The organism is Sphingorhabdus sp. 109, from assembly GCF_902506555.1.
Taxonomy (GTDB): domain Bacteria; phylum Pseudomonadota; class Alphaproteobacteria; order Sphingomonadales; family Sphingomonadaceae; genus Parasphingorhabdus.
Genome location: NZ_LR732707.1, coordinates 120,959 through 146,125 on the forward strand (window position 1 = coordinate 120,959; position 25,167 = coordinate 146,125).

The following is a 25,167-nucleotide window of genomic DNA, read 5'->3' on the forward strand; positions in this document are numbered from 1 at the left end:
CCCAATAGCCGGACGAAGCAGGCTCTATGCGGCGGCGCGATGCGAAGCTAACGCATCGACCAGCGCCCGGCCAACAGAGCTGATCGTCCACCATGCCAGCAAATCGCTGGGGCCAATATCAGCGATGGCGAAGCCCCGCCTGGCAAGCATAGCGAGGGCCGGATCGTTGGCCGAAGCCAGAAATCCCTTGTCCTCAGCGGACAACGCGGCAAGCTCGACCAACGCTTCCCATTCGGCATCAGGGAGTAAGCCATTGCTGGCTGGGGCCGCTTCCTTGATTGGTATGGGCTCGGCTGCCTTGCGACGCTTGCGGGGCGCAGGCTTGGTTTCACCGGCCAGTGCCGAGGCGATACGACGGCCTACGCGATTGGCGGCCTTCACCGATGGATCATGCTGAACATGGGCATAGATCATCGTGGAACGTAGATTTGCATGGCCGAGGATTGCGCCGGTCAGCGCCAGCGCCTCGCCGTGCGAGGTGGCTGTGGCACCCACCGTATGACGCAGCGTATGCGGGGTGACGCCGGGCAGTTCGGCCTTCTTCACGATCTTCGGCCAGATGTTCTTGGTGCCTTGGAAATAGCTGTTGCCCTCATCGGCGGGAAACACATAGTCTGTGTCGTCCACTTTCTCGACGCTTTTGAGCAAGGTCGCCGCGGCGAGGCAGAGCGGACGGATCGACTTGCCGGTCTTGCTGTCGTCGAGGACGAGCAGACCATTATCCAGATCGACCTCATCCCATTTCAGCTCCGCTATTTCATTGCGGCGGCAGCCGGTCAGCACCCACAACCGGGTGATGTTGAGCGCCTTGCTGTTGACGCCCTCCGCTTCCAATGCGTCACAGGCCGCGCCCAAGCGTGCGACTTCCTCAAGCGTAAGGAAGCGTGTGCGCTTGTTGTCGGACTTGTTCACCACGGCCTTCTCGCAGGGGTTGGCTGCGACGATCTCGTGCCGCTTGGCGAAGCTGAATACGGCCGACAGATCGCGGAACACCTTGCGCGCCGCACCAGCGCCACCCTTGACGATGATCCGCGTGCGCGGCCCCGTCTTCTCATTCTTCGCCGTCTTGCCAGCTTCGACATCGCGGAAGAACCGCTCGATGTCGGCCGCGCCGATCTCCGTCACGCGCTTCCGGCCGAGCAGCGGCACGACATGATGGCGCAGCCGGGCGATGGTGTATTTCTTGGTCAACGACTTCATCGGCTGACCCTGGCGCTTGCCGCGCTGGATGAAGCAACCCTCGGCTTCATACAGGTCGATCAGCGCACTAATCCGCATTTCCTTACGCTTGGCATTACGCTCCGAAACGGGGTCTTTGCCCATCAGCGCGGAAGCCACGATCTCCTTCGCGCGCTTACGCGCCAGCTCGACGGTAAGCGGGCCGAATTGCCCAATCGTGAAGAAGCGTTGCGGCGCACTCCGGCCGCCGCCTTCGGCGAGATACTTGACCACAAAGGTTTTGACCCCGCTCACTCCGATGCGAATACCAAAGCCCTTGGTATCGCTATCCCACAGCACATAACGCTTTGCGCCTGGCTCAGCGGCGTCCACCACCGTTTTTGTGAGCTTTATTTCAGACTGCTTTGCCATTTTTCTGTGTCTTTCTGCGGGCCTTTGCCATTTATCAGGCTACAACCGGGCTACAACGCCAAAGTGGAAAAGCGGGCTTCCTCTCGGCCCTGTATAGCGTAGAAAGATAAGAAAAGAAACGTAAAATCATACCGTTAATCGTAGAATAGCGCGGGGTGGCGTATCTTGGAATAGTGCCTATGCAACTTTGCCAAGGTTGGGGTCGAGAGTTCGAATCTCTTCGCCCGCTCCATTTTTTCGGATTAAAAACAAATATGCACCGCATATTTGCCAGAAAAACTCGGACCGTCAGGGCGCGTGCCCCCAATATCTCTTGGCACCATAATCCCGTAAATTTGTCATTCGGGAATCGCCCGAAGCGCGGTCAGGTCGAGACTTTCTGCTATTGAGAAATGGTGCGCGCGTCAGTCACGCGGTGCTGCGGGCATTAGCCTGCTGGCGGTTCGACCGTGAGAAAATCGCGGATCTCGACTGAATTCGGGCCGAGGGTGATCGGGTTCCTGACCCCCGGCAGGACACAGACATCGAACAGTTCGGTAATCGCACCATCGAAACGCAGCCATTGCGCTGGCGCGCCGGTTGCCTGCGAAACAATCTGTAGGCCGCACCAGGCTGGTTCGCTTTCATTCTCAAGCCGTTCATCGAGCGCCAGTCCCTCGAAATGGCCTTTGCGCGGTTTCGACAGGGTGACGAAGGCATGGTCTCCGTGGAAGGCGAGGCCGCGCAAGAAACCCGGAAAAAAGGCCAGCGGCACGAAGCTGTTATCGGCCGGGTCCAGCCAGCCCAGTTCACCGCTGCCCGAATTCAGCAGCCAGACCCTTCCGTCGTGGAAGCGCGGGCTGTGCGGCATCGACAAGCCTTCGGCGATGATGGCATGGCTTTCGACATCGATGATCAGGCCGCCATCGTCCCGGTGATCCCGCCAGCCGCCCGCAGTGTCCGAGCGTGCGGCGGCGCTGACATATTTTGGCCGGCCGCCAACCATCGCCACGCCGTTGAGATGGCAGCGGTCCTCGGCGATAATCTCGCTGATGAAATCGGGCTTCCACACCGGCCTGAAACTGTGCGTCAGGCTGGGCTCGCACAGGCAGTTGAAGCGGGTGTTGACGAACAGGATCCGTCCGTTCTCTTGTATCCCGATTTCGTGAATGTCGACATTGCCCGTTGTCTGCAGATTGCGCGGCACATAGACCTTGTCGTGCACCTCGTTGGCGGTCTGGCCGGAAGCCAGAACATTTTCCATCCGGACGATCTGGGTCAGCGTGCCGAGATAGATGCGGCTGGCATCGCCGGTCACTCCCATCGCCTGCGGATAGACCGCTTCGTGCAGCGCCAGCTTGCCGTCCGGACCATGGCCGATCAGATAGAGCCGTCCGGTCTGGTAGGAGGTAAAGCCGATGGAGATATTGTTGCTTTTCAGGAAGGAAGCCAGCCCCGGCGAGAAGCTGATATCGATATTGCCCGCCTCGGTGGCAGCGTCCGGCGCGACATCGGTCGGGACATTTCTGTTTTCCGGGGCGATGGTTTCGGCACCCTCCGCGCCCGGCTTGTCCTTGCTCACATTATCGCTCCCGCTCCGCATCCGTCTTCGGCCAGCAATCCTTCCATAAAAGCGCGGTGGGGCAAAGGGTTAAATGGCGAAGGGGACGGGATGCAGCGTCCGGGGGCAGCCCCGCGGCCCGTCAGAAATCGACCGCGATACCTTTGTGCTCCCAGTCGCCATAGCGGGTGGGGCCCTTGTCGGCGGCAATTTCGTCGGCCTTTTCCAGTGGATCGGGTTCCGGCACCGGCTCGCTCGGGGTGAGATAGGCGGGCGCCTTGACATGGGCAGGGCGTTCGCCGGGTTTTCTATCGCTATCGGTCATATTTTCGCTCGTCCGTCAAATTGAATCGTGCCGCTGCAGACCCTATATTGAGACCATAAAGATCATATTCAAGCGAGTAGAGACGATGAATTTCATGAAGACAACCATGCTGCTGGCAGCGCTGACCGCGCTGTTCATGGTCTTGGGCTATTCGCTGGGCGGCAGCGGCGGGGCGATCATCGCCTTGATGGTGGCAGCGGGGATGAACCTGTTCACCTACTGGAACGCCGACAAAATCGTCCTGAAAATGCACAATGCGGTAGAGATTGATGGCAAAAGTCACCCCGAATTCTACAGAATGGTAGAAGATTTGTCGAAACGGGCCGGTTTGCCGATGCCGAAAGTCTATATTGTCGACCAGGCCCAGCCCAACGCATTTGCCACTGGCCGGGACCCCGAACATTCGGCGGTGGCGGCGACCACCGGCCTGCTGCAGATGCTCAGCCATGACGAGATCGAAGGCGTGATGGCCCACGAACTGGGCCATGTGAAGAACCGTGATACCTTGATCATGACGATGGTCGCGACGATCGCCGGCGCTGTCTCGATGCTGGCCAATTTCGGTATGTTCTTCCGTGACCGCAACGCCGGCGTTGCCGGTCTCATGGCCGTGCTGATCGCGCCTTTTGCCGCGATGATCGTGCAGATGGCGATCAGTCGTACCCGCGAATTCGGTGCCGATGCCGCCGCCGCGCAGATCAGCGGCAAGCCCCTGTCGCTGGCTTCCGCTCTGGCCAAGATTTCCGGCCAGGCCGCCCGCATTCCCAACCCGGTTGCAGAGCGCAATCCGGCCGCATCCCAGCTCTATATTGTGCCCGGCGGCGTCCGCCAGATGTTCTCCACCCACCCCGCCACCGAAGACCGGATCGCGGCGCTGGAGGCAATGGCGCAGGGTGGCGGCGGCAGCGGGTGGTCAGACGGGCCCAATGAATTGGGCGACAGGGGCCGATTGCGCAAACCGAGCGCGCTTGATCCGACTAGGTGAAGTTGCTGCAACGCACGTCCGACTTAGCATTCACTTTTGGTGAACAGCCGAGTTCGACAGGGATGGTCGCACGGCGTTCGGGAGGGCAGCCGCTCAAAAATCTTTCATCTAGAAATTATCCCGCATGTGGACTGGAGTTCACTTATACTCGGGTTTTACTCTATGTCGGCCATAGGGTCGAGAGGGGGGCTCTTGATACACCAAGAGAAACCCCATAGGCTTCGCTGATGTTAGACAACGTGCTCAGAGATCTACGGAATCTTTATGAAGGCGGTGTGTCCCGCACCGGATGGAGAGGGTGCGTACGGAAAGAGGATATATTGCTATGGTCCAAAGAGAGCGATCTCAACATCAATGACACATTCGATCAAATCGGCATAGGGCTTGCCCGCGCCTATTTGGAGAACACTCTGGACTGGGACTTTTGTGATTCAGCGGCCAACGACCTTTTTGGGGTACTGATGGAGTTTCGCACTCGCCGTCGGCACATTGGTGAACCAGAATACTTCTGGAAGTTTTACCTAGCCTTAGAAGTCAGTGAGACGGCTGAGGCAGAAAATTACGACGAGATTGCTCGAATCGAGATCAGCAAATTCGTCAGCGAACTTCCGCCGGTGTCCTAGCGACCGCTATTGGGGAGTGTCTAACCATGGCGCTATCGTATCCTCACTGTCCGTGTCCCGAACCCAGCGCGCTAGGTTCGACGCGCCAGTCTCGGGCAGGATACAAGAGAATTGTCCTCCGGCCTAGCCGTCCGCCCGGATGAGATAGTCAAAGGCCGACAGCGCGGCTTTCGACCCTTCTCCCATCGAAATGACGATCTGCTTGTACGGCACTGTGGTAACGTCGCCCGCCGCGAAAATACCGGGAACCGAGGTCTCGCAGCGATGATCGATCTCGATCTCTCCATATGGGGATCTCTTGACCACATCGCCGAGCCATTCGCTGTTCGGCATCAGACCGATCTGGACGAAGGCGCCTTCCAGCGCGACATCATGCTCTTCGCCGCTGTTGCGGTCCTTGTAGCGCAGGCCGGTGACCTTTTCACCGTCGCCTGAGATTTCGGTCGTTTGCGCCGAAACAATGGCGGTGACATTCGGCAGGCTCTGGAGCTTTTTCTGCAAAACGGCATCGGCGCGCATCGCGCTGTCAAACTCGATCAATGTGACATGGCTGACAATGCCGGCCAGGTCGATCGCCGCTTCCACGCCGGAGTTGCCGCCGCCGATGACCGCAACCCGTTTGCCTTTATACAGAGGGCCGTCGCAATGCGGGCAATAGGCGACACCCTTGTTGCGATATTCCGCTTCGCCGGGCACGCCAATGGTCTTCCACCGCGCACCGGTCGCCAGGATCACCGATTTTGCCTTGAGAGACCCGCCGCTCTCGGTCGTAAGAGAAAATAGATCGCCGTCGCTCGCCGGACGCGCCAGATCCGCGACACGCTGCTGGCTGAACACTTCCAGATCATATTCGTTCACATGCCGCTGCAATTCCGCAGTCAGCTTGGGACCCTCGGTATAAGGCACGGAAATGAAATTCTCGATACCCATCGTATCCATCAGCTGACCGCCAAACTGTTCGGCGATGATGGCGGTGCGGATGCCCTTGCGAGCGGTATAGATCGCCGCTGCCGCGCCGGCGGGACCACCGCCAACCACGAGCACATCATAGGGATCTTTGGCCGACAGTTTGCTAGCCGCTTTTTCGGCGCTGCCGGTGTCGACCTTGGCCATGATTTCGGCCAGATTCATGCGGCCGGAACCAAAGGGCTCGCCGTTGAGGAAGACGGTCGGCACCGCCATGACCTTGCGCTCTTCAACCTCGTCTTGAAACAGCGCGCCGTCAATCGCGACATGGCTGACATTGGGATTGCGCGCCGCCATGATATTGAGCGCCTGGATGACGTCCGGGCAATTCTGGCAGGAGAGCGAGAAAAATGTCTCGAAATGATATTCGCCTTTCAGCGAGGCGACGCTGTCGAGCAGTTCTTCTTCCTCTTTCGGCGGATGGCCGCCGACATGCAGCAAGCCGAGAATGAGCGAGGAAAATTCGTGGCCCAGCGGCAGTCCGGCAAATTCGACTTCCGATTTGCCGTCATCGGCTGAAATCAGGAAGGAGGGCACACGCTTTGACGTCCCGTTAAAATCCGCTTCCACGAGATCCGACATCGGTGCAATCGTCTCGACCAATTCTTTCATCTCGGCCGATTTCGCGCTGTCGTCCAGAGTGGCAACCAGCCGGATCGGGCGGCGCAGGTTGGCCAGATAGGCTTTCAGCTGATCGGCGGTGGATTGATCGATGATGGGCATGGTATCTCTCTTCATATGACCAGGGCAGGGCTATAGGCTCGCTGGCATTAGGTCGAAGCCAAGGGGGAGCGTGACCGGCACGAAGCCGGTCACTGCATTTTTCGTTGGTATTGGGTCGCGGTTAGATTTTGCCGACGAGCTCGATCGAAGGGGCGAGTGTTTTTTCGCCTTCTTCCCATTTTGCCGGGCAAACTTCACCGGGATTGGCGCGAACATATTGCGCTGCCTTGATCTTGCGGACCAGTTCAGCCGCGTTCCGGCCAACGCCTTCGCAGGTGATTTCCATGACCTGGATGACGCCGTCGGGATCGACAACGAAAGTCGCACGGTCCGAAAGGCCCTGGCCTTCCCGCAATACGCCGAAATTGTTGCTGATCGTGTGATTCTGGTCGCCAAGCATATAGAAGTTGATCTTGCCGATCGCGTCGGAGCTTGCGTGCCATGCCTTGTGGCTGAAATGCGTGTCGGTCGAGACAGAGTAAACTTCAACGCCCATGGCTTGCAGCGCGTCATACTGGTTGGCCAGATCTTCCAGTTCCGTCGGGCAGACAAAGGTAAAGTCCGCAGGGTAGAAGAAGAATACGGCCCATTTGCCGGCGACATCTTCTTCCGTCACGTTGACGAATTCACCGCGATAAAATGCTTCGGTGGAGAAAGGCAAAATCTTGCTGTTAATGGTAGCCATTGGTGGTCCTTTTCTTTCGTTTGAGCGTTTGTTGCATGTCAGTTTCGACGTGCAATTGTCCTTCTGTTTGAGATGTTTGAAATATGTTGTGGCGGACCACTATTCAACAGCCAATCGCGGGCTTTCTGGATGATTATGGCGATCACATTGATCGGCATATTCAATCAGCGTCGATCGGTGGGCGCCCATACCGTCTATCGGGGCGGCGCGCTAAACAGGCCGATCGCATTGTCTGGCTGCTGTTCTCTGCACGCACAGAAAAGGGCCGGAGAAATCCGGCCCTTTTCCCGTGTTCAGCGAATGCAGGGCAGAGGAACCCTGCTGGCCCGCCCTGTCAGATCGCCTGATATGATCTACTCGGCCAGCATCTCGTCATAGACGGCGCAAGCTTCAGCAATACCGTAGCTTCCGTCCGCCGCGCCCTTTTGCAACTTTTCCTGAACTTCCTGCATCTTGCCGGTCATTTCCTGCATCGCTTCCGGATCGCTCGCCAGAGCCTGCATTTTCTCGCCCAGTTTCGTGGCTTTGGCCATCATGTCGTCCTGGCTACAAGCTTCCGAGGTCACTGCTTCCGCAGTTTCTTCCGTTGCGGCAGTTTCCGAAGCTTCCGAAGTTTCGTTGCTGCTACCGCACGCACTGAGAGCCAGAGCGCTGGCAAAAACTGTCAAGGTCGCAATTGAATTTTTCATATGTGGTTCCTATTTTTTGAATGAAGTGCCGCCTTTGCTGGCAACGCGCCAGATTCCGGCAACGGACGTGGTTTGTTCACTGATTTTGCATCGGCGAGATTGCGGATCGGCCCATCCGTTGCCTTTCCCGATAATTTTCTCGCGGCACGCTTGCGGTCGAACGCGGTGCAGCCGCGTTGAGCGAGATAGTCATCGTTGCAGGCCCCCTGAACCAATCCAGATGTCGACCTAGCGTGACTCGCGAACGGGAGAGTGATGTAGATCACAACCTCATGGACAAGGTGTATCGTGATGTTCCGACAAGGATGGACGGACTCGCTCTCATCGCTGATTTCTAGCTTCGTCTATTCATCATTGCGTTCTATCGGTGCGGCTGCGCTCGACCCAAAAGCTTGATCGAAACGCGGGAAGGTCTATGCGGTGGGGCAGAGCGAACCATCCGGGTTCTGCAAGCCCAATTATCGCGGAATGAACATGAACCAGCCCAACAATAAAGTCCCCGGCCTCGCTACGCGCCAGTCCGCCATTCGCCTGCTCGACGCCGTCTGCCGGCGCGGCGAGACGCTGGATCAGGCGATGCCAGCGGCTACGGGCAAATTGTCGAATCCGTCGGACAAGGCGCTGGCGCATAATATCGCCGCCAATGTGCTGCGCTGGATGAGCGCGCTCGACGCGATGATCGACAGCGCGACCCGCAACCGGCTGGCCGACGACGCGAAGGCGCGGATGGCGCTGCGCATCGCGCTGGCGCAGGTGCTGATCCTCGACACGCCGCAACATGCCGCGATTTCGACCGCCCTGCCGCTGGTTCATGGCGGCCCGCGCCGGCTGGTGCACGGTGTCTTTTCGACCGTCATGCGCGGGATCGAATCGGGCAAGCTGAAACTGCCGGAATATCCGGAAATTCCTGGGGAAACGCTGGACCGCTGGACCAGCAAATGGGGTGAAGATGTGGCCAATGCCGCGTGCCGGGCCTGGGCACAGCCTGCGCCGCTCGACCTCAGCTTCCGGTCCGGTGATATCGGCACGCTGGAGGGTGAAAAGCTTGCCCCGAAACATCTCAGGATGCTTCCAACTGTTCCAGTTACCGAGCTCGACGGCTTTGATGACGGCGCTTTCTGGGTACAGGATCTCGCCGCCTCTATCCCTGCGCGTCTGCTCGGGGAGGGCGAGGGGAGCACGGTTCTCGACCTCTGCGCAGCCCCCGGCGGCAAGACCATGCAGCTGGCCAGCGCCGGCTGGAAAACCGTCTCGGTCGATAATAGCGCCAAAAGAATGGAGCGTTTTCAGGACAATCTGAAACGCACCCGGTTGCAGGCCGAGCAAATCATCGCCGATCTGATGCGGTGGGAGCCGGCGGAGCCCGCCGACGCGGTCCTGCTCGATGCGCCGTGCAGCGCCACCGGCATCTACCGGCGTCACCCGGATGTGCTGCACTGCATCGGCTCCCGCCAGATCGAGGACCGCGCCGAAGTGCAGCGCGCCTTGCTCGACCGCACAGCCGCTTGGGTGAAGCCTGGTGGGCTGCTGGTTTACGCCGTTTGCTCGCTCGAGCCGGAAGAGGGCGAGGAGCAGATCGAAGCCTTTCTCGAGCGCCACGACGAATTTTCAATAGATCCCGTCCGTGCCGAAGAGCTGCCCGCGGGTGTCGCGCCAGCCGAATCCGGCTGTGTCCGGACGCTGCCCGATACGCTCGCCGAACAGGGCCATGTGGATGGGTTCTTCATTGCCCGGCTGGTTCGCAAAAGCTGATTTTCTATATATTGTGAACCTGTCCCCAATCTGTCCACAAGGGACTGTGGCACTGCCATAATAGCGTCTTGCTTGCCCGGTTCAAAAATTCTACTGCCGGGCATAGTTTAAGGAAGCGCCATGTCCGACAGCATTCGTATTGCCCCCTCCATCCTTTCTGCCGATTTCGCCCGGCTGGGCGAAGAGGTGCAGGCCATCGACAAGGCCGGCTGCGACTGGGTGCACGTCGATGTAATGGATGGCCATTTCGTTCCCAATATCACCATCGGGCCGGCGGTCGTCAAAGCGCTGCGACCGCATAGCGCCAAACCATTCGACGTCCATCTGATGATATCGCCGGTCGACCAGTTTCTCGAGGATTTTGCCGAGGCGGGCGCGGACATCATTTCCTTCCATCCGGAAGCCGGCCCACACCCGCACCGTACGGTGCAGACGATCCAGTCGCTCGGCAAGCAGGCCGGTCTGGTGCTCAATCCCGCAACTCCGCTGGATATTCTCGACTATCTGATTGACGATCTCGATCTGATTCTGGTGATGAGTGTCAACCCGGGCTTCGGAGGCCAGAGCTTCATCGACAGCCAATTGCGCAAGATCGAGGCAATCCGCAAGCGGATCGACGCCACCGGCAGGGATATCCGGCTGGAAGTCGACGGCGGTATTGATCTCAAGACCGCACCGAGAGCGATTGCAGCGGGGGCCGATACGCTGGTTGCCGGCACCGCAACCTTCCGCGGCGGCCCGGATCAATATGCCGCCAATATTCGCGGCTTGAGGGGTGAATGACCACCAGCAGATCCGACCGGCTGGATCTGGGTGACGGCGACCCGGAACAGCCAGAAATTGAAGATGAGAATGATACGATAGGCGAAGGCCGTAGCCTCACATTGCGCCACGACCGCGACCGCGGCCAGTCGCTCGCCCAGCAAGCGACAATGCTCTATTACCGGATGACCTGGCGGATGCCGCTGCACCGGCTCCGTCTTTCGGGAAAACTGCCCCTGCGGCTGCTGGCGGTGCCGGTCGATCCGGTCGAGGGCGACCGGGTCCAGGGCATGGCGGTGCGCGCCGGTTTCTTTCTCTTTCGTGGCCTCAAGAAAAAACACGAGAAGATCGATTTTGCCGAACTGAAGCTGCCGCCGCAATTCGAGGATTATGTCCACCGCTTCCAGTGGCTGCGCGATCTCGACACGGCGGCGTCCCGCGATCAGGCAGTGCCGGTGGCGGAAATGCTTATGAACCAGTGGCTCGATGCCAATGGCGACACGATTCGCCAGCCGGCCTGGCGGCCCGACAATTGCGGCTGGCGATTGCTGATCTGGGCCAGTCATGCGCCGCTCATCCTGTCCTCGCGGGATCTGATCTACCGCTCCAAGCTGCTCAACAATATCGCTCGCACCGCCCGTCATCTCGACCGGACCGCGGACAAGGCCAACAGCAGCCTCGGCAGGCTGGTTGCGTGGAGCGGTGTCGTTGCGGCATCGCTGCTGCTGCCCGAGGGACGGGTCCGCCAGATCGTCGGAGAAGCAGGGCTGGAAAAGGCGATGGGTGAATTTTTCTTTGCCGACGGCGGTTCTGTCTCGCGTTCGCCGCTCAACCAGATCGATGCGGTCATCCTGCTGTCGATGCTGAAACAGGTCTATATTGCGCGCAAGGAAGACGCCCCGGCCTTTCTTGAGGAAGCGCTCAACAAGGCAGTACCGCCGCTCACCGCGCTCACCCATTTTGACGGAACCCTCGGCAACTGGCAGGGCAGCGGCGCCACCGCGGCGGGGCAGATCGCGCAAGTGGTGGAAGCCAGCGGTGTTCGGGCCAGACCGCTACGGCAGGCGCATGAATGGGGCTATCAGCGGGTCTCATCCGGTCGTTCCGTGCTGGTTCTCGACGCCGCGCCGCCGCCGATCGCGCGCATGGCGGTGGCCGGTTGCGCCTCGACACTGGCCTTTGAATTTTCCAACGGCGACTGCCGGATCATCAGCAATTGCGGCGGGGCGGGGCTGGTTGGGGCAACCATCCCGGCGGCGCTCGCGCGCGGGTTGCGCACCACTGCTGCTCACAGCACCCTATGTATCGCCGACAGTAACAGCACCTCGATCCTTCCGGACGGCAAGCTCGGCCGCGGCGTCAGCGAAGTCGAACTGTTCCGCCGCGACGTTGAAAATGCGACCAGGCTTGAGGCCAGCCACGATGGCTATGTTCGGCGCTTTGGCTTGCTCCACAAACGGTTGCTGCTGGTCCGCTCGGACGGGCTGGAGCTGCGCGGCGAGGATATGCTAATCCCGGATGGCAGAAAACGGAGGCGGCGCAAAAATGATATCGAATATGCGCTGCGCTTCCATCTCGGGCCTGATATAGAAACCGACCTGATCTCGGAAGGAAAGGGCGTCTTGTTGCGTCTGAAGGACGGGAATTTGTGGCAATTCCGCTCGACCAGCGGAGAAATCAAACTGGAAGAGAGCGTCTGGGTCGACGGCATGGGCATAGGCCATGATGTCATGCAGATGGTGATTTCCGGAGCAGTGGGCAGGGGCGGCGGCGCCACCGGCTGGCTGCTCAAACATATGGGGTAAGAATGACAGAGAATATCAAAATCAAACGCGCGCTTTTGTCGGTTTCGGACAAGAGCGGCCTCGCCGATCTCGGCAAGCAGCTGGCGGCGATGGGTGTCGCGCTGATCTCGACCGGCGGTACGGCCAAGGCCTTGCGCGAAGCGGGTCTCGAGGTTGCCGATATCAGCGATGTCACCCAGTTCCCCGAAATGATGGACGGCCGGGTCAAGACCCTCCACCCCAAGGTCCACGGCGGCCTGCTCGCCCGGCGCGATGATGCCGGCCATGTCGCTTCGATGGAAGAACATGATATCGCCGGGATCGATCTGGTGATCGTCAATCTCTACCCCTTCGCCCAGACCGTCGCCAAAGGAGCGGAACGCGACGAGATTATCGAGAATATCGATATCGGCGGGCCTTCGATGGTGCGCAGCGCGGCCAAGAACCACGATTTCGTGACGATCGTCACCGATCCTTCCGACTACCAAACATTGCTGGCCGAGCTGCAGCAGAATGACGGCGGCACATCGCTGGCCTTCCGCAAGAACATGGCCGCCAAGGCCTTTGCCGCGACCGCCAGCTATGACAGCATGATCGCCCAATGGTTCGGCTTTGCCGATCAGGGCAAGATGTTCCCCGACACGCTACCGCTGACGATGAGCCGCCCGGTCGAGTTGCGCTATGGCGAGAATCCGCACCAGAGCGCGGCGCTCTATTTGCCCGACGGCCCGTCCGCGAGCGGGATTGCCCAGGCAGAGCAGCTGCAGGGCAAGGCGCTCAGCTATAATAATTATAATGACGCCGATGCCGCGCTCGAACTGGTCAGCGAATTCCGCGACGGTCCGCCGACCGTGGTCATCGTCAAGCACGCCAATCCTTGCGGAGTGGCGAGCGCCGACAATATCCTCGACGCCTATAAAGCGGCTCTGGCCTGTGACAGCGTTTCGGCCTTTGGCGGCATCATCGCGGTCAACCGGCCGCTCGATGGCCCGGCCGCGGAAGCGATGACCGGCATCTTCACCGAAGTTGTATGCGCACCCGGTGCCAATGAGGAAGCCAAGGCGATTTTCGCCAAGAAGAAAAACCTGCGCCTGCTGCTCACCGGCGAGTTGCCCGACCCGGCCCGCACCGGCATGGGCTTCAAATCGATCGCCGGCGGCTTCCTGCTGCAGTCGCGCGACAATGGCCAGATTTCCCAGACTGATCTGAAGTGCGTCACCCGGCGCCAGCCGACCGAGCAGGAAATGGCCGATTGCCTCTTCGCCTGGACCGTCGCCAAACATGTCAAATCCAACGCCATTGTCTACGCCAAGGATGGCTCCACAGCGGGCGTCGGCGCAGGGCAGATGAACCGGCTCGAATCGGCGCGCATTGCCGCGTGGAAAGCCAAGGATGCAGCGGAAAAAGCCGGCTGGAACGAAGCCCGGACCATCGGTTCGGCGGTTGCCTCGGATGCTTTCTTTCCCTTCGCCGACGGCCTGCTGGCTGCTGTCGAGGCGGGCGCAACCGCAGTGATCCAGCCCGGCGGTTCGATCCGCGATGACGAAGTGATTGCGGCGGCCGACGAAGCGGGTCTGGCGATGCTGTTCACGGGGATGCGGCATTTCCGGCACTAGGTGTTCTTCCCTCTCCCTTAAGGGAGAGGGTTGCGCAGACTTGCAAACTTGTTTGCTAGTCGCAGCTGGGTGAGGGTGTATTGCGCTTCAGATTGAAAAACACCCTCATCCAAGTCCGCCTAATCCACTTCGCGCATAAGGCTCCCTATCCTTCTCGCTCATGGGAGAAGGGAAATAGTTAGACAATGGCAAGAAAGACATCATTCCCGCCCCGGTCCGAGATGTTCTCGTTCATAGAGAGTGGCGAACTGACGGTGAAAGTCACGCCCAATGCAAGTGAGAATAGCATCAGCCTGCCGGGCGCAACGGGGCCCGCCGGCGTGCTGCTGGTCCGCGTCACCGCTACGCCGGAGAATGGCAAGGCCAACGCCGCCGTGTTGAGACTGCTGTCAAAAGCGCTCGGGCTGCCCAGGACATCGCTGGAGATTGTGCGGGGCGGCAATGCAAGAACGAAGGTAATCTCGGTTCCTGGTTGAACATTTCCTCTCCTTTACGGGAGAGGGCGGTGTGCCCCTGCGAAGGCAGGGGCCCATCTCCTGAATTCTAGGTCATGACAACGGATGGAGCGTTCAAGCGCGCGAGTCAGCAGCGCGCTGTTTTCGCTGCCCGGATATGTAGTCGGTAGGGCGACAGGTGGACCCCTGCCTGCGCAGGGGAACAATCACTTCACCACTGTGCTCCGCACTTGATGCGGAGCCCTGTATTATAAAGCGTGACAGGTCGTCAAAAAGCTCCGCCTCAAGGGCGGAGCACCAACATCAATCCGGCGTAGCGGCCTGGGCGTTCTGGCCGTCGCCTTCGGGAGCGGCGATGATGTCGCGGGTGACGCTGCCCTTGTCAACGGTATAAGTGTCCGGATCGCCGACCGAAGAACGAATCCCGGCATCGGACTCACCGGCCAGGCCAACAACCGCATTTTCGGTCACGCTGCGCGCCTGTGGCCCGCCGAACAGGGCTTCCAGCGTCTGTTGCTGCAAACCACCGGTTTGCGGGCGCGGCTGGCCTGGCTGGGGCGGGGTGAGCGTGAAATCGGGCGGAATGACCAGCGGTGGCTGGCGCGAAACTGCGAATTCATCCGGCCGCTCGCGGTCGAACAGCCCGCTTGAACCGCAGGCGGTCAGGCTGGCCAGCGAAACAAGGCTGATGGCGACGGTCGATTTACGCATTTTATTGTCCCTCAAAAATCTCTTACGGAGCCTGATAGCGCGCTCCTGTCACAGGTCAACTTTCGTCAAGCTGAACGTCGTCTTTTCACTCGGCCTTCTTTTCGCGGATTAACAGCGCGCGTGCAAGCAGGATCACCACACCGATGCTGATAGAGGCGTCGGCAAGATTGAAAATCAGAAACGGCCGGAAATCCCCGATATGCAGATCGGCAAAGTCGGCGACATAACCGAGCCGCGCGCGGTCGACGATATTGCCCAACGCCCCGCCGAGCACCATGGACAAAGCGATAATGTCCCATTTTGCCTTTTCGCGGTTCATCCAGATGAAGACCGCAAAACCGATCAGTCCGGTCAGCGCGACCAGGGCCCAGCGCTGGAATTCGGACGACGCCGTCAGAAATCCCATCGACACCCCGTAATTTTCCGCCCAGGTCAGGTTGAAAAAGGGGATCAGTTCGATCTGGCCTCTGGACGGCAGCTGCAGCAATTGCATCACGACAAATTTGCTCGCCTGATCGAGGATGAAGATCAGAAAGGCGATGACCAGGCCGATGCGGCGGTAGTATTTGACTTGCTTGCTATCGGTCATATCAAATTCCGTTCCGAGCAGCGCAATGGTGAGAGAGGGCGTCGTCATTCTGAACTTGTTTCAGGATCCCGCCGGGCTTGGCGCTCTGCCGCGGGAGATCCTGAAACGAGTTCAGGATGACGAGCTTCCGCTTCAGGATGACGAGCGAGAGAGCAGCGATCACGCCAACACCTCCGCACAACGGTCGCACAGCGCGCCGTCTTCTTCTACTTCCGGCAGCAACCGCCAGCAGCGGCCACATTTGTGGTTGTCGGTCTTGGTGACGGCGATTTCCGCACCATTTGTGACATCCGCAACAATCGCCAGCTCGGCAAATTCTTCGGTGCTGATCGGCAGGTCGGCCATTGGATAGGCAATCTCTGCTTCCAGGCTTGACCGAATGGTCTTTTCCCGTCGCAATGGTTCAATCGCCTCGGTCACTTTTTCACGGGCATCGCGGATGGTCTGCCATTTTCCAGCCAGATCGCCGTCCATCCACCCGGCATCCACCTCGGGCCATATCTTCAAATGGATCGAGTCATTCTCATCCGGGAACCGGCTCTGCCAGATTTCCTCAGCGGTAAACACCAGCACCGGCGCGATATAGCGCGTCAACGCGTGGAATAAAATGTCCATCACCGTGCGATAGGCCATGCGCTTCGGATCATCCGGCGCGTCGCAATAGAGACAATCCTTGCGGATATCGAAGAAGAAGGCGCTGAGATCCTCCTGCGCAAAGGCGTTCAATGTCCGCATATAGGGACCGAAAGCAAAGTCGTTGACGTGCTGCTTCAGCTCCGCATCGACCTCGGCCAGCCGGTGCAGGATATAGCGTTCCAGCTCCGGCATGTCGGCCACCGCCACGCGCTCGGCATCGGTAAAGTCGCCAAGACCGCCGAGCATATAGCGGAAGGTGTTGCGCAGCTTCCGGTAGCTGTCCGAAACCCCTTTCAGGATTTCATCGCCGATCCGGTGATCCTCGGTAAAATCGACGCTCGCCGCCCACAGCCGCAAGATATCCGCGCCCTGCACATCGATGATCTTCTTCGGATCAAGCGTGTTGCCGAGCGACTTCGACATTTTCTTGCCATTCTTGTCCAGCGTCATGCCGTGGGTCAGCACCGCCTCGTAGGGCGCGCGGCCTCTGGTGCCGCAGCTTTCCAGCAGGCTCGACTGGAACCAGCCGCGATGCTGATCGCTGCCTTCCAGATAGAGATCGGCCGGGCTCTGCTGCTCCGGCCATTTGCCGCTTTCCAGCACGAACGCATGGGTGCAGCCGCTGTCGAACCAGACGTCGAGAATATCGGTGATCACCTCATAATCGTCGAGCGCATATGCGTTGCCGAGAAAATCTTGATGATCGGCGTTGAACCAGGCATCGGCTCCGCCGGTCTTGAACGCTGCGATGATCCGCGCGTTTACGGCGGGATCGTTGAGATATTCGCCGCTCTTGCGGTCGACATAAAGCGCAATCGGCACGCCCCAGGCGCGCTGACGGGAGAGCACCCAGTCGGGACGGCCCTCGACCATCGATTCGAGACGGCGCCGCCCGCGTTCCGGCACGAAGCGGACCTTGTTGCGGATCTCGTCGAGCGCGACATCGCGGAGGGTGGCCCCTCCACCATGCTGCGCATGGTCCCCCTCCCCGTCGCTGCGCGCCAGGGAGGATGCTTCCCCATTTCCTCCCTGCGCCGAAGGCGTGGGGAGGGGGACCGCCGCAGGCGGTGGAGGGGCCGTAAGCGGCGCATCCATCGGCACAAACCATTGCGGTGTGCAGCGGTAAATAATCTTCGCTTTCGAACGCCAGCTGTGCGGATAGCTATGCTTGAAATCGGCGCTGGCCGAGAGCAGCGCGCCCGCCTCGCGCAGGTCCGAACAGATCGGTCCGTCCGGACCGTTGAAATTCTTGTTGATCACTCCGCCGGCGCGCTCGTCGCCGCGTGGCAGCCATTCCCAGTCGTCGCGATAGACGCCATCGGCATCGACCGCGAATACCGGATTGATGCCATTAGCCTTGCACAGATCGAAATCATCCTCACCATGGTCGGGCGACATATGGACGAGTCCCGTACCCGCATCGGTGGTGACAAAATGCGAACCATCGAGGAACGGGCGCGGTTTGGTATAGAATTCGCTGTCCGGGAACCTGTCGGCCATCGGGTGTTTGGCGGTGGCTCCGGCGAGTTGGGAGCCACTGTACAATTTAGGATCTTGGCCCCAACTCCAGTCATTGGGGTCAGGTACCTCATCTTTCGGTTCGTAGAGATTGCCGTCTTTTTGGCTAGAAATTCGAAGGAATACTTCTGTTATCTGATCTGCGCAAATTAGCAGCTTTCGATCTTGAAAATGAAGAAGTGCGTATTGGATATCCGCCCCGTAAGCCAAAGCCTGATTAACCGGAATCGTCCAAGGCGTCGTCGTCCAGATCACCGCATGTGCGCCGACCAGCTCCGGCGCATTCGGCGCCTCGACAATCTCGAACGCCACATCAATCTGGGTCGAGACAATATCCTCATATTCCACCTCGGCCTCGGCCAGCGCGGTTTTCTCGACCGGCGACCACATCACCGGCTTGGCGCCGCGATAAAGCTGGCCGGCTTCGGCGAATTTCAGCAATTCGGTAACAATCGCCGCCTCGGCGTCATAGTCCATCGTCAGATAGGGCTTGTCCCACTGGCCCATCACGCCGAGCCGTTTGAACTCCTCGCGCTGCACATCGACCCATTTGTCCGCATATTCGCGGCATTCGGCGCGGAATTCGCTGGCCGGGACCTCGTCCTTGTTGCGCTTTTTCTTGCGATATTGTTCCTCGATCTTCCACTCGATCGGCAGGCCGTGACAATCCCACCCCGGTACATAAGGCGCGTCCTTGCCGAGCAGACTCTGCGAGCGGACAACCAGATCCTTCAGCGTCTTGTTGAGGCTATGGCCGATATGGATATTGCCATTGGCGTAAGGCGGGCCGTCATGCAGGATGAATTTCTCGCGGCCGGCGCGGGCTTCGCGCAGCTTTTCATAGAGACCAATTTTCTGCCAGCGCTCCAATATCGCCGGTTCCTTGTTCGCAAGGCCAGCCTTCATCGGGAAATCGGTTTTCGGCAGGAAAACCGTGTCTTTATAATCTGCTTTGGGATCGGTCATGATCGCGGGGATTAGGGGACGCGGGCCTTGGGTGCAAGCGGGATTTGTGCCACGCGCGAGCCCTGCAATCTACCCGTCATTGCGAGGGCTGAAAGCCCGTGGCAATCCAGTGCGGGGGAGTGGCGTTACGGATTGCTTCGCTGCGCTTGCAATGACGAACGGTGGCTCACGCCAGCAACGCTCTCGCCCGCTCGCAATCCTTTTCCATCTGGACCTTCAGCGCGTCGAGATCATCGAACTTCTGCTCGCCGCGCAGGAAATGGTGCAGTTCGACCTCGATCGTCTGGCCATAAAGATCTTCGCTGAAATCAAAGAAAAAAGGCTCGAGCAATTCCTTGGGCGGGTCGAAGCTGGGGCGTATGCCCAGATTGGCCGCGCCGTTCAGCACGCGGCCATCGGGCAGGCGGCCCTTGACCGCATAGATGCCATATTTAGGACGCAGATATTGACCGATATCGATATTGGCGGTCGGATAGCCCAATATCCGGCCATTCTTGTCGCCGTGGATGACCTCGCCCCGTATCGCAAACGGGCGGGTGAGCAGCCGGTTCGCTTCCTCGCAATGGCCCTCTTTCAGCGCCGCGCGGATGCGGCTGGAGGAGATAATGTCGTCGCTGTCGCTGACCGCGCTGACCGCTTCGCTTTTCAGCCCGTGCTCAGCGCCGACTTCGCGTAATACGTCGATATTGCCCTTCGCGCCCTTGCCAAAGGTGAAGTCAGCGCCGGTAACCACACCGGCTGCGCCAAAGCGCTCGACCAGCAGCTTGGCGATGAAATCCTCTGCCGTGGTGGCTGCCAGACCCGCGTCAAATGCGAAGACCAGCATCGCACTCGCGCCCGCATCGGCGAACAGCCGCTGGCGCTGATCGAGACTGGTCAGCCGGAAGGGAGCCACATCGGGCTTGAAAAAGCGCACCGGATGCGGATCAAAAGTCGCAATGATCGCCGGACGACCTTCGTCCCGCGCCCAGTTCAGCGCCTTGCCGGCGACTGCCTGATGGCCGAAATGAAAGCCGTCGAAATTGCCCAGCGCAATGATCGCCCCGCGCAGCTCGCCTTCGATCCGGTCTTTTCCGTTCAGTCTGATCATCGAATCGCTATTGCGGGATTTTGCGTATCATTCAACAAATTCGTCATGTCAGTGAAGGCTGACGCCTAACCCGCACGCGAAGTGCGGGTATTACCACCGGGCTGGACCCCGGCCTGCGCCGGGGCTGCGGTCTTCGACAATGGCACCAGTCCAGCCTTGATCACCCGCAACGCATTCAGCCCCATCACCGCCCGGATTTCCGCTTCGCTGAAGCCGGCGTCCATCAGCGCCTGGGTGATCTGAACCACTCCGCTGGTATCAAAGCGCGTCGTCACCGCGCCGTCAAAATCGCTGCCCAGCGCGACATGCTCGATGCCGACCAGATCGCGGACATGTTTCGCCGCTTTCGCCACGGTTGCGGGATTGGTGTCACACATCGCGCCGTCCCAATAGCCCAGACCAATGATCCCGCCGGTCGCGGCCACGCCCCTGATCTCTGCGTCGGTCAGATTGCGGTTGACCCCGCACACCGCCTGAACACCGCCATGGCTGGAGACCACAGGACGCCGCGCCATCTTTAGAATGTCGGCAACGGTCGCGTGGCTGCTATGGGCGATATCGACGATCATGCCCATGTCTTCCATGTCGCGGACAATGGTCCGGCCAAAATCGGTAAGCCCGCCTTTTTCCATGCCATGCATCGATCCGGCCAGCTCGTTGTCGAAAAAATGCACCAGCCCCGCCATGCGCATGCCCGCGGCATAGAGTTTCTCCAGATTGGCCCGCTCGCCCTCCAGCGTCTGCAGGCCTTCGGCGGAGAATAATACACCAATCGGGCCGTCTGATTGATTCCGCGCAGCCGCGAGCGTGTCAAGATGGCCAGGCTGGCTGATCGGCATCATCGCGCCCGCCGACACGGCCACCGCGCGGTCCAGCTTCTGCGCATGATAGAGTTGCCGCTCGAGCAGCGAGAACCAGGTCCGCACCGGCTGCATCTGGGTGATCGCCAGCAGGGTGATATTATCCGTATCGCCGCTGTTGCTGTCGTAATTCTGGCCCTTGGGCGTCTTGGTCACGCTGGAGAAAATCTGCAGCCCGATATTGCCCGCCTGCAGCCGGTCGAGATCGATATGGCCACGATCGACGCTGTCGGTAATCTTGCGCTTCCACAGCAAGGTGTCGCCGTGCAGATCGACGATCATCAGGCTGTCGTGCAATTTCTGCGCCTCGGGGCGGATCGCCGGTAGCGGCTTTCCGTCGACCATATTGGTCTGCTTCTCGAACTCGGCCGGCGCGAAAATCAGAAAGGCGACGATAGCAATCACGACGATACTCAGAAGTGCCAGCGCGAATTTCTTCATGGAAGTTTTCGCTTCAGGGTGACGAAGCTGAAGCCGGGCCTTTCATTTTTTGGGGCATGATCCTCGCGCGCCACTTCTTCCCAGATATTATCGTCAAAGGCTGGTATGCTGATGTCGCCCCTTGGCTCGCTATGCACTTCAGTCAGTTCGATCCGGTCTGCGCGGTCAAGAAAGGCCTTGTAGATTTCCGCGCCGCCGATCACCGCTATATGCGGTGAATTGGCGATTTTCAGCGCGCTTTCCACACTGTCCGCGATTTCCGCGTCATCGGCCTCCCATTCCGGGTCCCGGGTGATGACGATATGGCGCCGTCCGGGCAACAGTCCGGGCAGGCTGTCAAAAGTCTTGCGGCCCATGATCATCGGCTTGCCCATGGTCATCGTTTTGAAACGCCGCTGGTCTTCCGGCAAACGCCATGGAATGCGGTCGCCATCGCCGATCACTCCATTGTCGGCGCGGGCAAGAAAGAGGATGATTTCAGGATGATTCATGCGCGATGCCTAGCGCAGTTCCGGCGCACTGCAAATTAGAAATATAATTTGGTGACATGCCCCATTTTGCGACCCGGCCGGCTCTCGCCCTTGCCGTAGAGATGAAGATGGTTTGCACCATCGGATAGCAGGTTTTGCCAATCGTCGGCTTGCGCGCCGATCAGATTGTGCATCTCGACCTTTGCCGCCGCCAGTCCGGTGTCGCCCAGCGGCAATCCGCAAATCGCCCTTATGTGATTTTCAAACTGGCTGGTGACCGCACCCTCGATCGTCCAGTGGCCGCTGTTGTGGACGCGTGGCGCCATTTCATTGAAGACGGGACCATCCTGGGTAGCGAAAAATTCGCAGGTCAGCACGCCGACATAATCCATCGCCTCGGCCATTTTGGCGGCGAGCGCGCGGGCGTCGTCCTGCTGTGCCAAAATCTCTGTTGGAGCGGGTGCGCTGGAAACCGACAATATGCCGTCGACATGGATATTGTGCGGCGTATCCCAGAAGCGGATCTCGCCATCCCGGGCGCGCACCAATATCACCGAAAATTCATGGTCGAAGGTGACAAAGCCCTCGGCGACGCAGGGTTGCTGCGCCACGGCTTCCCAATGCTGGTCAAGATCCTCGCCGGGCCGGATCCGCGACTGGCCCTTGCCGTCATAGCCCATGCGGATTGTCTTGAGGATCGCCGGTGCGCCGATTTCGGCAATCGCCTTGTCCAACCCGTCCCGGTCGGTCACTTCGGCAAAAGGCGCCGTTGTGCCGCCATGGTCGCGGGCGAAATTTTTCTCCGCAACCCGGTTCTGCGCGATATCCAGTGCCGCGATCGGCGGGTGCAATGGGGCGCAGTCTTCTATCTGGTGGAGCGGGTCCACCGGAACATTCTCAAATTCGAAGGTGAGCACGTCGCAGGCTTCGGCAAAGCGGGTGAGGGATGCCACATCGTCGTCCTCGGCGCAGGTGAACTCGGCCGAGACTTCCGCTGCCACGCTATCGGCATTGGGCGCATAGATATGGCAGCGATAGCCGAGCTGGGCTGCCGCTACGCTCAGCATCCGGCCGAGCTGGCCGCCGCCCAATATACCGATGGTGGATCCGGGAGCGAGTGTCTTCATGGCGTCTGCTTATTCCGGCTCGTCGGCGACGGCGTCGGTCTGGGCCGCGCGCCATGCATCCAGCCGCTGCGCCAGGGCCGGGTCACCATTGGCCAGAATGGCGGCTGCGAGCAACGCCGCATTTTTCGCGCCCGCGTCGCCGATCGCCAATGTGCCGACCGGGATACCCGCAGGCATTTGCGCGATCGAGAGCAGGCTGTCCATGCCGCTCAGAGCCTTCGACTGGATAGGCACGCCGAGCACCGGTACCCGGGTCATCGAGGCCACCATGCCGGGCAGATGGGCGGCGCCGCCAGCGCCGGCGATAATCACTTGGAGTCCGCGATCCGCTGCCGAGGTGGCATAGTCAACGAGCCGGCCGGGCGTCCGGTGTGCCGACACGATCTTCTGTTCATGGGGCACCTGCAGCTGATCCAATATATCGCTGCCGAGCTTCATCGTCGCCCAGTCGGACTGGCTGCCCATGATAATACCAACAGGAGGAGATGCTTCGGCCATTTTCGTCCCTGACAAATGCTACGGAAGCAATGCGGTTTAGTCATGAAATCGTGCAGACGCAATGACACATATGGTTGTCAGCAATTTTCATTGTCACCGGCGCCTGGCGAGAGCGACGCAATGATTCCGCGCAGGAAAAACCGGATATCGACAAAAGATATCTGCCGCTGGTCGTCCGAATAATCCGGTTGTGCTGGCAAATAGATATAAATATATATGGAAGCAGGATTTGGGGATATCAAATAAAATGCAAAAGCATCGTGAATCCGGTAACCAACATTGCGCAAAATGTAATATATTGAAGCAGCAAATAGTTTTTCTGCAGAGGCAGCTGGCTGAAATGAAGCAGCACGCCTATAACGACGTACTCACCGGGCTTTCAAATCGTCGCCTATTTGTGGAAAGCCTGGAGGATCGCGTCGCGCGAAGCCGGCGATATGGACACAATTGTGCTGTGCTGTTTCTTGATGTCGACAAGCTGAAGACGATCAACGACGAATATGGCCACGCTGCCGGGGATGCGTTGCTGGTGCGCCTTGCGAAAATACTAAAATCCAATATTCGCACAACCGACGTGGTCGCGCGAATTGGCGGCGATGAATTCGGCCTGTTGCTCGACAATATGAACGGCGATCAGGTCGCGGACAAAATCGGCTTTCTACTCCAGAAACTGGCGCGGGAAAATCTCGTCCATGAAGGAAGAAAGCTGCATCTTGGTGCGTCGATAGGCTATTGTTTCGTCGGGCCCAAGGACACGGCCGACGGCCTTATGTCCCGCGCCGATGCCGCGATGTACCGGGAAAAAGACAAGCCGGGCCAAGGCGCGTGACCATCGCCCCGCCAGCCTATCGTTCGGAAAGATAATAGCGCTCGATCTCGTTCAGATCATCGTCCAGTTCATAGATGATCGGCTGGCCGGTCGGAATTTCCAGACCGGTAATCTCGTCATCCGGAATTTTCGAGAGATGCTTGACCAGCGCGCGCAGGCTGTTGCCATGAGCCGAGATCAGCACTTTCTTGCCATTTTGCAATTCCGGTGCGATCCGGCTTTTCCAGTAAGGCAGAACGCGCGCGATGGTGTCCTTCAGGCTTTCGGTCGCAGGCACCTCGATCCCCTTGTAGCGCGGATCGCTCGACATCTGATAGGGGCTGTCCGAAGCCATGGGTGGTGGCGGCGTGTCAAAGCTGCGCCGCCAGATATGAACCTGCTCGTCGCCATGCTTGTCGCGGGTTTCCTGTTTGTTGAGACCGGTCAGACCGCCATAATGGCGCTCGTTCAGGCGATAGTTTTTTTCCACCGGTAGCCACAGGCGATCCATTTCCTCTAGCGCCAGATTGAGCGTCTTGATCGCCCGGGTCTGGACGCTGGTAAAACAGGCATTCGGATCAATGCCGCGTTCCTTCATCAGCTGTCCAGCCGCTCTGGCTTCCTCAATGCCCTTTTCCGTAACATCGACATCCCACCAGCCGGTGAAACGGTTTTCGAGATTCCATTGCGACTGGCCGTGGCGAAGCAGAATGAGTTGGGGCATTGAAGGTCCTTAAATTTATGTTTCCCCTTCCTCTAGCGGCGATGACGGAGGTCGCCAAGAGCGATTTCGGGCAGAGATCATCAGGCTGGCATGGCGCAGATGCTGCTGCCCCCTTTTTTTGTCCCGCCCCCTTCAGCAGATTGATCGCCAATCGTAAACTTATGTCAAGGAAATGGGAGTAAGCGGGAAACAGTCATCCCCCAAACTCTCTGTGCAATCAAAAATGACGACCGT

General features: G+C 59.3%; 23 protein-coding genes and 1 tRNA gene. 9 read left to right on the forward strand and 15 right to left on the reverse strand.

What is annotated here, in order from left to right; all coding sequences use genetic code 11:
* Positions 1–24 precede the first annotated feature (24 nt).
* On the reverse strand, positions 25–1,590 hold the full coding sequence (locus BOSE62_RS00640; protein ID WP_159640377.1) for a tyrosine-type recombinase/integrase: 1,566 nt from the start codon (positions 1,588–1,590) through the stop codon (positions 25–27).
* Positions 1,591–1,740: 150 nt separating this feature from the next.
* On the opposite strand from BOSE62_RS00640, the gene BOSE62_RS00645 reads away from it, so the two are divergent.
* Positions 1,741–1,822 (forward strand) — tRNA-Gly (locus BOSE62_RS00645).
* 195 nt (positions 1,823–2,017) lie between these two features.
* On the opposite strand, the gene BOSE62_RS00650 is transcribed toward BOSE62_RS00645, so the two are convergent.
* Positions 2,018–3,151, reverse strand: a complete 1,134-nt coding sequence (locus tag BOSE62_RS00650; RefSeq protein WP_236553751.1) for a TIGR03032 family protein — start codon at positions 3,149–3,151, stop codon at positions 2,018–2,020.
* Positions 3,152–3,272: 121 nt separating this feature from the next.
* A complete protein-coding gene (locus BOSE62_RS00655; protein WP_159640383.1) occupies positions 3,273–3,455 on the reverse strand; it encodes a DUF1674 domain-containing protein in 183 nt (60 codons plus the stop codon).
* 85 nt (positions 3,456–3,540) lie between these two features.
* Between BOSE62_RS00655 and BOSE62_RS00660 the strand changes: the two genes are divergently transcribed.
* Entirely contained in the window at positions 3,541–4,440 is a 900-nt protein-coding gene (locus tag BOSE62_RS00660) for a M48 family metalloprotease (protein WP_201295622.1), read from the forward strand.
* A 227-nt stretch (positions 4,441–4,667) separates the two neighbouring features.
* Positions 4,668–5,063, forward strand: a complete 396-nt coding sequence (locus BOSE62_RS00665; protein ID WP_159640389.1) for a hypothetical protein — start codon at positions 4,668–4,670, stop codon at positions 5,061–5,063.
* A 123-nt stretch (positions 5,064–5,186) separates the two neighbouring features.
* Here the strand turns inward: BOSE62_RS00665 and ahpF are convergent, their stop codons facing one another.
* The 3 genes from ahpF to BOSE62_RS00680 form a co-directional block, all read right to left on the reverse strand.
* Entirely contained in the window at positions 5,187–6,752 is a 1,566-nt protein-coding gene (gene ahpF, locus BOSE62_RS00670; protein WP_443028795.1) for an alkyl hydroperoxide reductase subunit F, read from the reverse strand.
* A 121-nt stretch (positions 6,753–6,873) separates the two neighbouring features.
* On the reverse strand, positions 6,874–7,437 hold the full coding sequence (ahpC, locus tag BOSE62_RS00675) for an alkyl hydroperoxide reductase subunit C (protein ID WP_159640392.1): 564 nt from the start codon (positions 7,435–7,437) through the stop codon (positions 6,874–6,876).
* Positions 7,438–7,790: 353 nt separating this feature from the next.
* Complete coding sequence (locus BOSE62_RS00680; protein WP_159640395.1) at positions 7,791–8,126, reverse strand: hypothetical protein; 336 nt, start codon at positions 8,124–8,126, stop codon at positions 7,791–7,793.
* Between the two features lie 474 nt (positions 8,127–8,600).
* On the opposite strand from BOSE62_RS00680, the gene BOSE62_RS00685 reads away from it, so the two are divergent.
* From BOSE62_RS00685 to BOSE62_RS00705, 5 genes are all read left to right on the forward strand, one after another.
* A complete protein-coding gene (locus tag BOSE62_RS00685; protein ID WP_159640398.1) occupies positions 8,601–9,878 on the forward strand; it encodes an RsmB/NOP family class I SAM-dependent RNA methyltransferase in 1,278 nt (425 codons plus the stop codon).
* Between the two features lie 120 nt (positions 9,879–9,998).
* The gene (gene rpe / locus BOSE62_RS00690) at positions 9,999–10,661 is read left to right on the forward strand and encodes a ribulose-phosphate 3-epimerase (protein WP_159640401.1); all 663 of its coding nucleotides are present in this window, start codon (positions 9,999–10,001) and stop codon (positions 10,659–10,661) included.
* Positions 10,658–12,445, forward strand: coding sequence for a heparinase II/III family protein (locus BOSE62_RS00695; protein WP_159640404.1), 1,788 nt, complete (start codon positions 10,658–10,660; stop codon positions 12,443–12,445). The genes rpe and BOSE62_RS00695 overlap by 4 nt, the downstream gene beginning before the upstream one ends.
* Positions 12,446–12,447: 2 nt before the next feature.
* Positions 12,448–14,040, forward strand: coding sequence for a bifunctional phosphoribosylaminoimidazolecarboxamide formyltransferase/IMP cyclohydrolase (purH, locus tag BOSE62_RS00700; RefSeq protein ID WP_159640407.1), 1,593 nt, complete (start codon positions 12,448–12,450; stop codon positions 14,038–14,040).
* A gap of 185 nt (positions 14,041–14,225) precedes the next feature.
* Positions 14,226–14,516, forward strand: a complete 291-nt coding sequence (locus tag BOSE62_RS00705; RefSeq protein ID WP_159640410.1) for a DUF167 domain-containing protein — start codon at positions 14,226–14,228, stop codon at positions 14,514–14,516.
* A gap of 282 nt (positions 14,517–14,798) precedes the next feature.
* Here the strand turns inward: BOSE62_RS00705 and BOSE62_RS00710 are convergent, their stop codons facing one another.
* The 8 genes from BOSE62_RS00710 to purE form a co-directional block, all read right to left on the reverse strand.
* The gene (locus BOSE62_RS00710) at positions 14,799–15,206 is read right to left on the reverse strand and encodes a DUF3035 domain-containing protein (RefSeq protein WP_159640413.1); all 408 of its coding nucleotides are present in this window, start codon (positions 15,204–15,206) and stop codon (positions 14,799–14,801) included.
* An 85-nt stretch (positions 15,207–15,291) separates the two neighbouring features.
* Positions 15,292–15,795 (reverse strand): signal peptidase II, encoded by a 504-nt coding sequence (lspA, locus tag BOSE62_RS00715; RefSeq protein WP_159640416.1) that lies wholly within the window; start codon positions 15,793–15,795, stop codon positions 15,292–15,294.
* A gap of 159 nt (positions 15,796–15,954) precedes the next feature.
* Entirely contained in the window at positions 15,955–18,915 is a 2,961-nt protein-coding gene (gene ileS, locus BOSE62_RS00720; RefSeq protein WP_159640419.1) for an isoleucine--tRNA ligase, read from the reverse strand.
* A gap of 166 nt (positions 18,916–19,081) precedes the next feature.
* Positions 19,082–20,005, reverse strand: a complete 924-nt coding sequence (locus BOSE62_RS00725; RefSeq protein WP_159640422.1) for a bifunctional riboflavin kinase/FAD synthetase — start codon at positions 20,003–20,005, stop codon at positions 19,082–19,084.
* 65 nt (positions 20,006–20,070) lie between these two features.
* Entirely contained in the window at positions 20,071–21,306 is a 1,236-nt protein-coding gene (locus BOSE62_RS00730) for a dipeptidase (RefSeq protein WP_159640425.1), read from the reverse strand.
* A complete protein-coding gene (locus tag BOSE62_RS00735) occupies positions 21,303–21,797 on the reverse strand; it encodes a dihydrofolate reductase (RefSeq protein ID WP_159640428.1) in 495 nt (164 codons plus the stop codon). Before BOSE62_RS00735 ends, BOSE62_RS00730 begins: the two co-directional genes overlap by 4 nt.
* A 35-nt stretch (positions 21,798–21,832) precedes the next feature.
* Positions 21,833–22,903: a 5-(carboxyamino)imidazole ribonucleotide synthase gene (locus tag BOSE62_RS00740; RefSeq protein WP_159640431.1), complete on the reverse strand. Its 1,071-nt coding sequence runs from the start codon at positions 22,901–22,903 to the stop codon at positions 21,833–21,835.
* Positions 22,904–22,912: 9 nt separating this feature from the next.
* Positions 22,913–23,401 (reverse strand): 5-(carboxyamino)imidazole ribonucleotide mutase, encoded by a 489-nt coding sequence (purE, locus tag BOSE62_RS00745; protein WP_159640434.1) that lies wholly within the window; start codon positions 23,399–23,401, stop codon positions 22,913–22,915.
* Positions 23,402–23,741: 340 nt separating this feature from the next.
* Between purE and BOSE62_RS00750 the strand changes: the two genes are divergently transcribed.
* Entirely contained in the window at positions 23,742–24,230 is a 489-nt protein-coding gene (locus BOSE62_RS00750; RefSeq protein ID WP_159640437.1) for a GGDEF domain-containing protein, read from the forward strand.
* A gap of 16 nt (positions 24,231–24,246) precedes the next feature.
* Here BOSE62_RS00750 and gpmA read toward each other — a convergent pair whose 3' ends face one another.
* Positions 24,247–24,933 (reverse strand): 2,3-diphosphoglycerate-dependent phosphoglycerate mutase, encoded by a 687-nt coding sequence (gene gpmA / locus BOSE62_RS00755; protein ID WP_159640440.1) that lies wholly within the window; start codon positions 24,931–24,933, stop codon positions 24,247–24,249.
* Between the last annotated feature and the right edge of the window lie 234 nt (positions 24,934–25,167).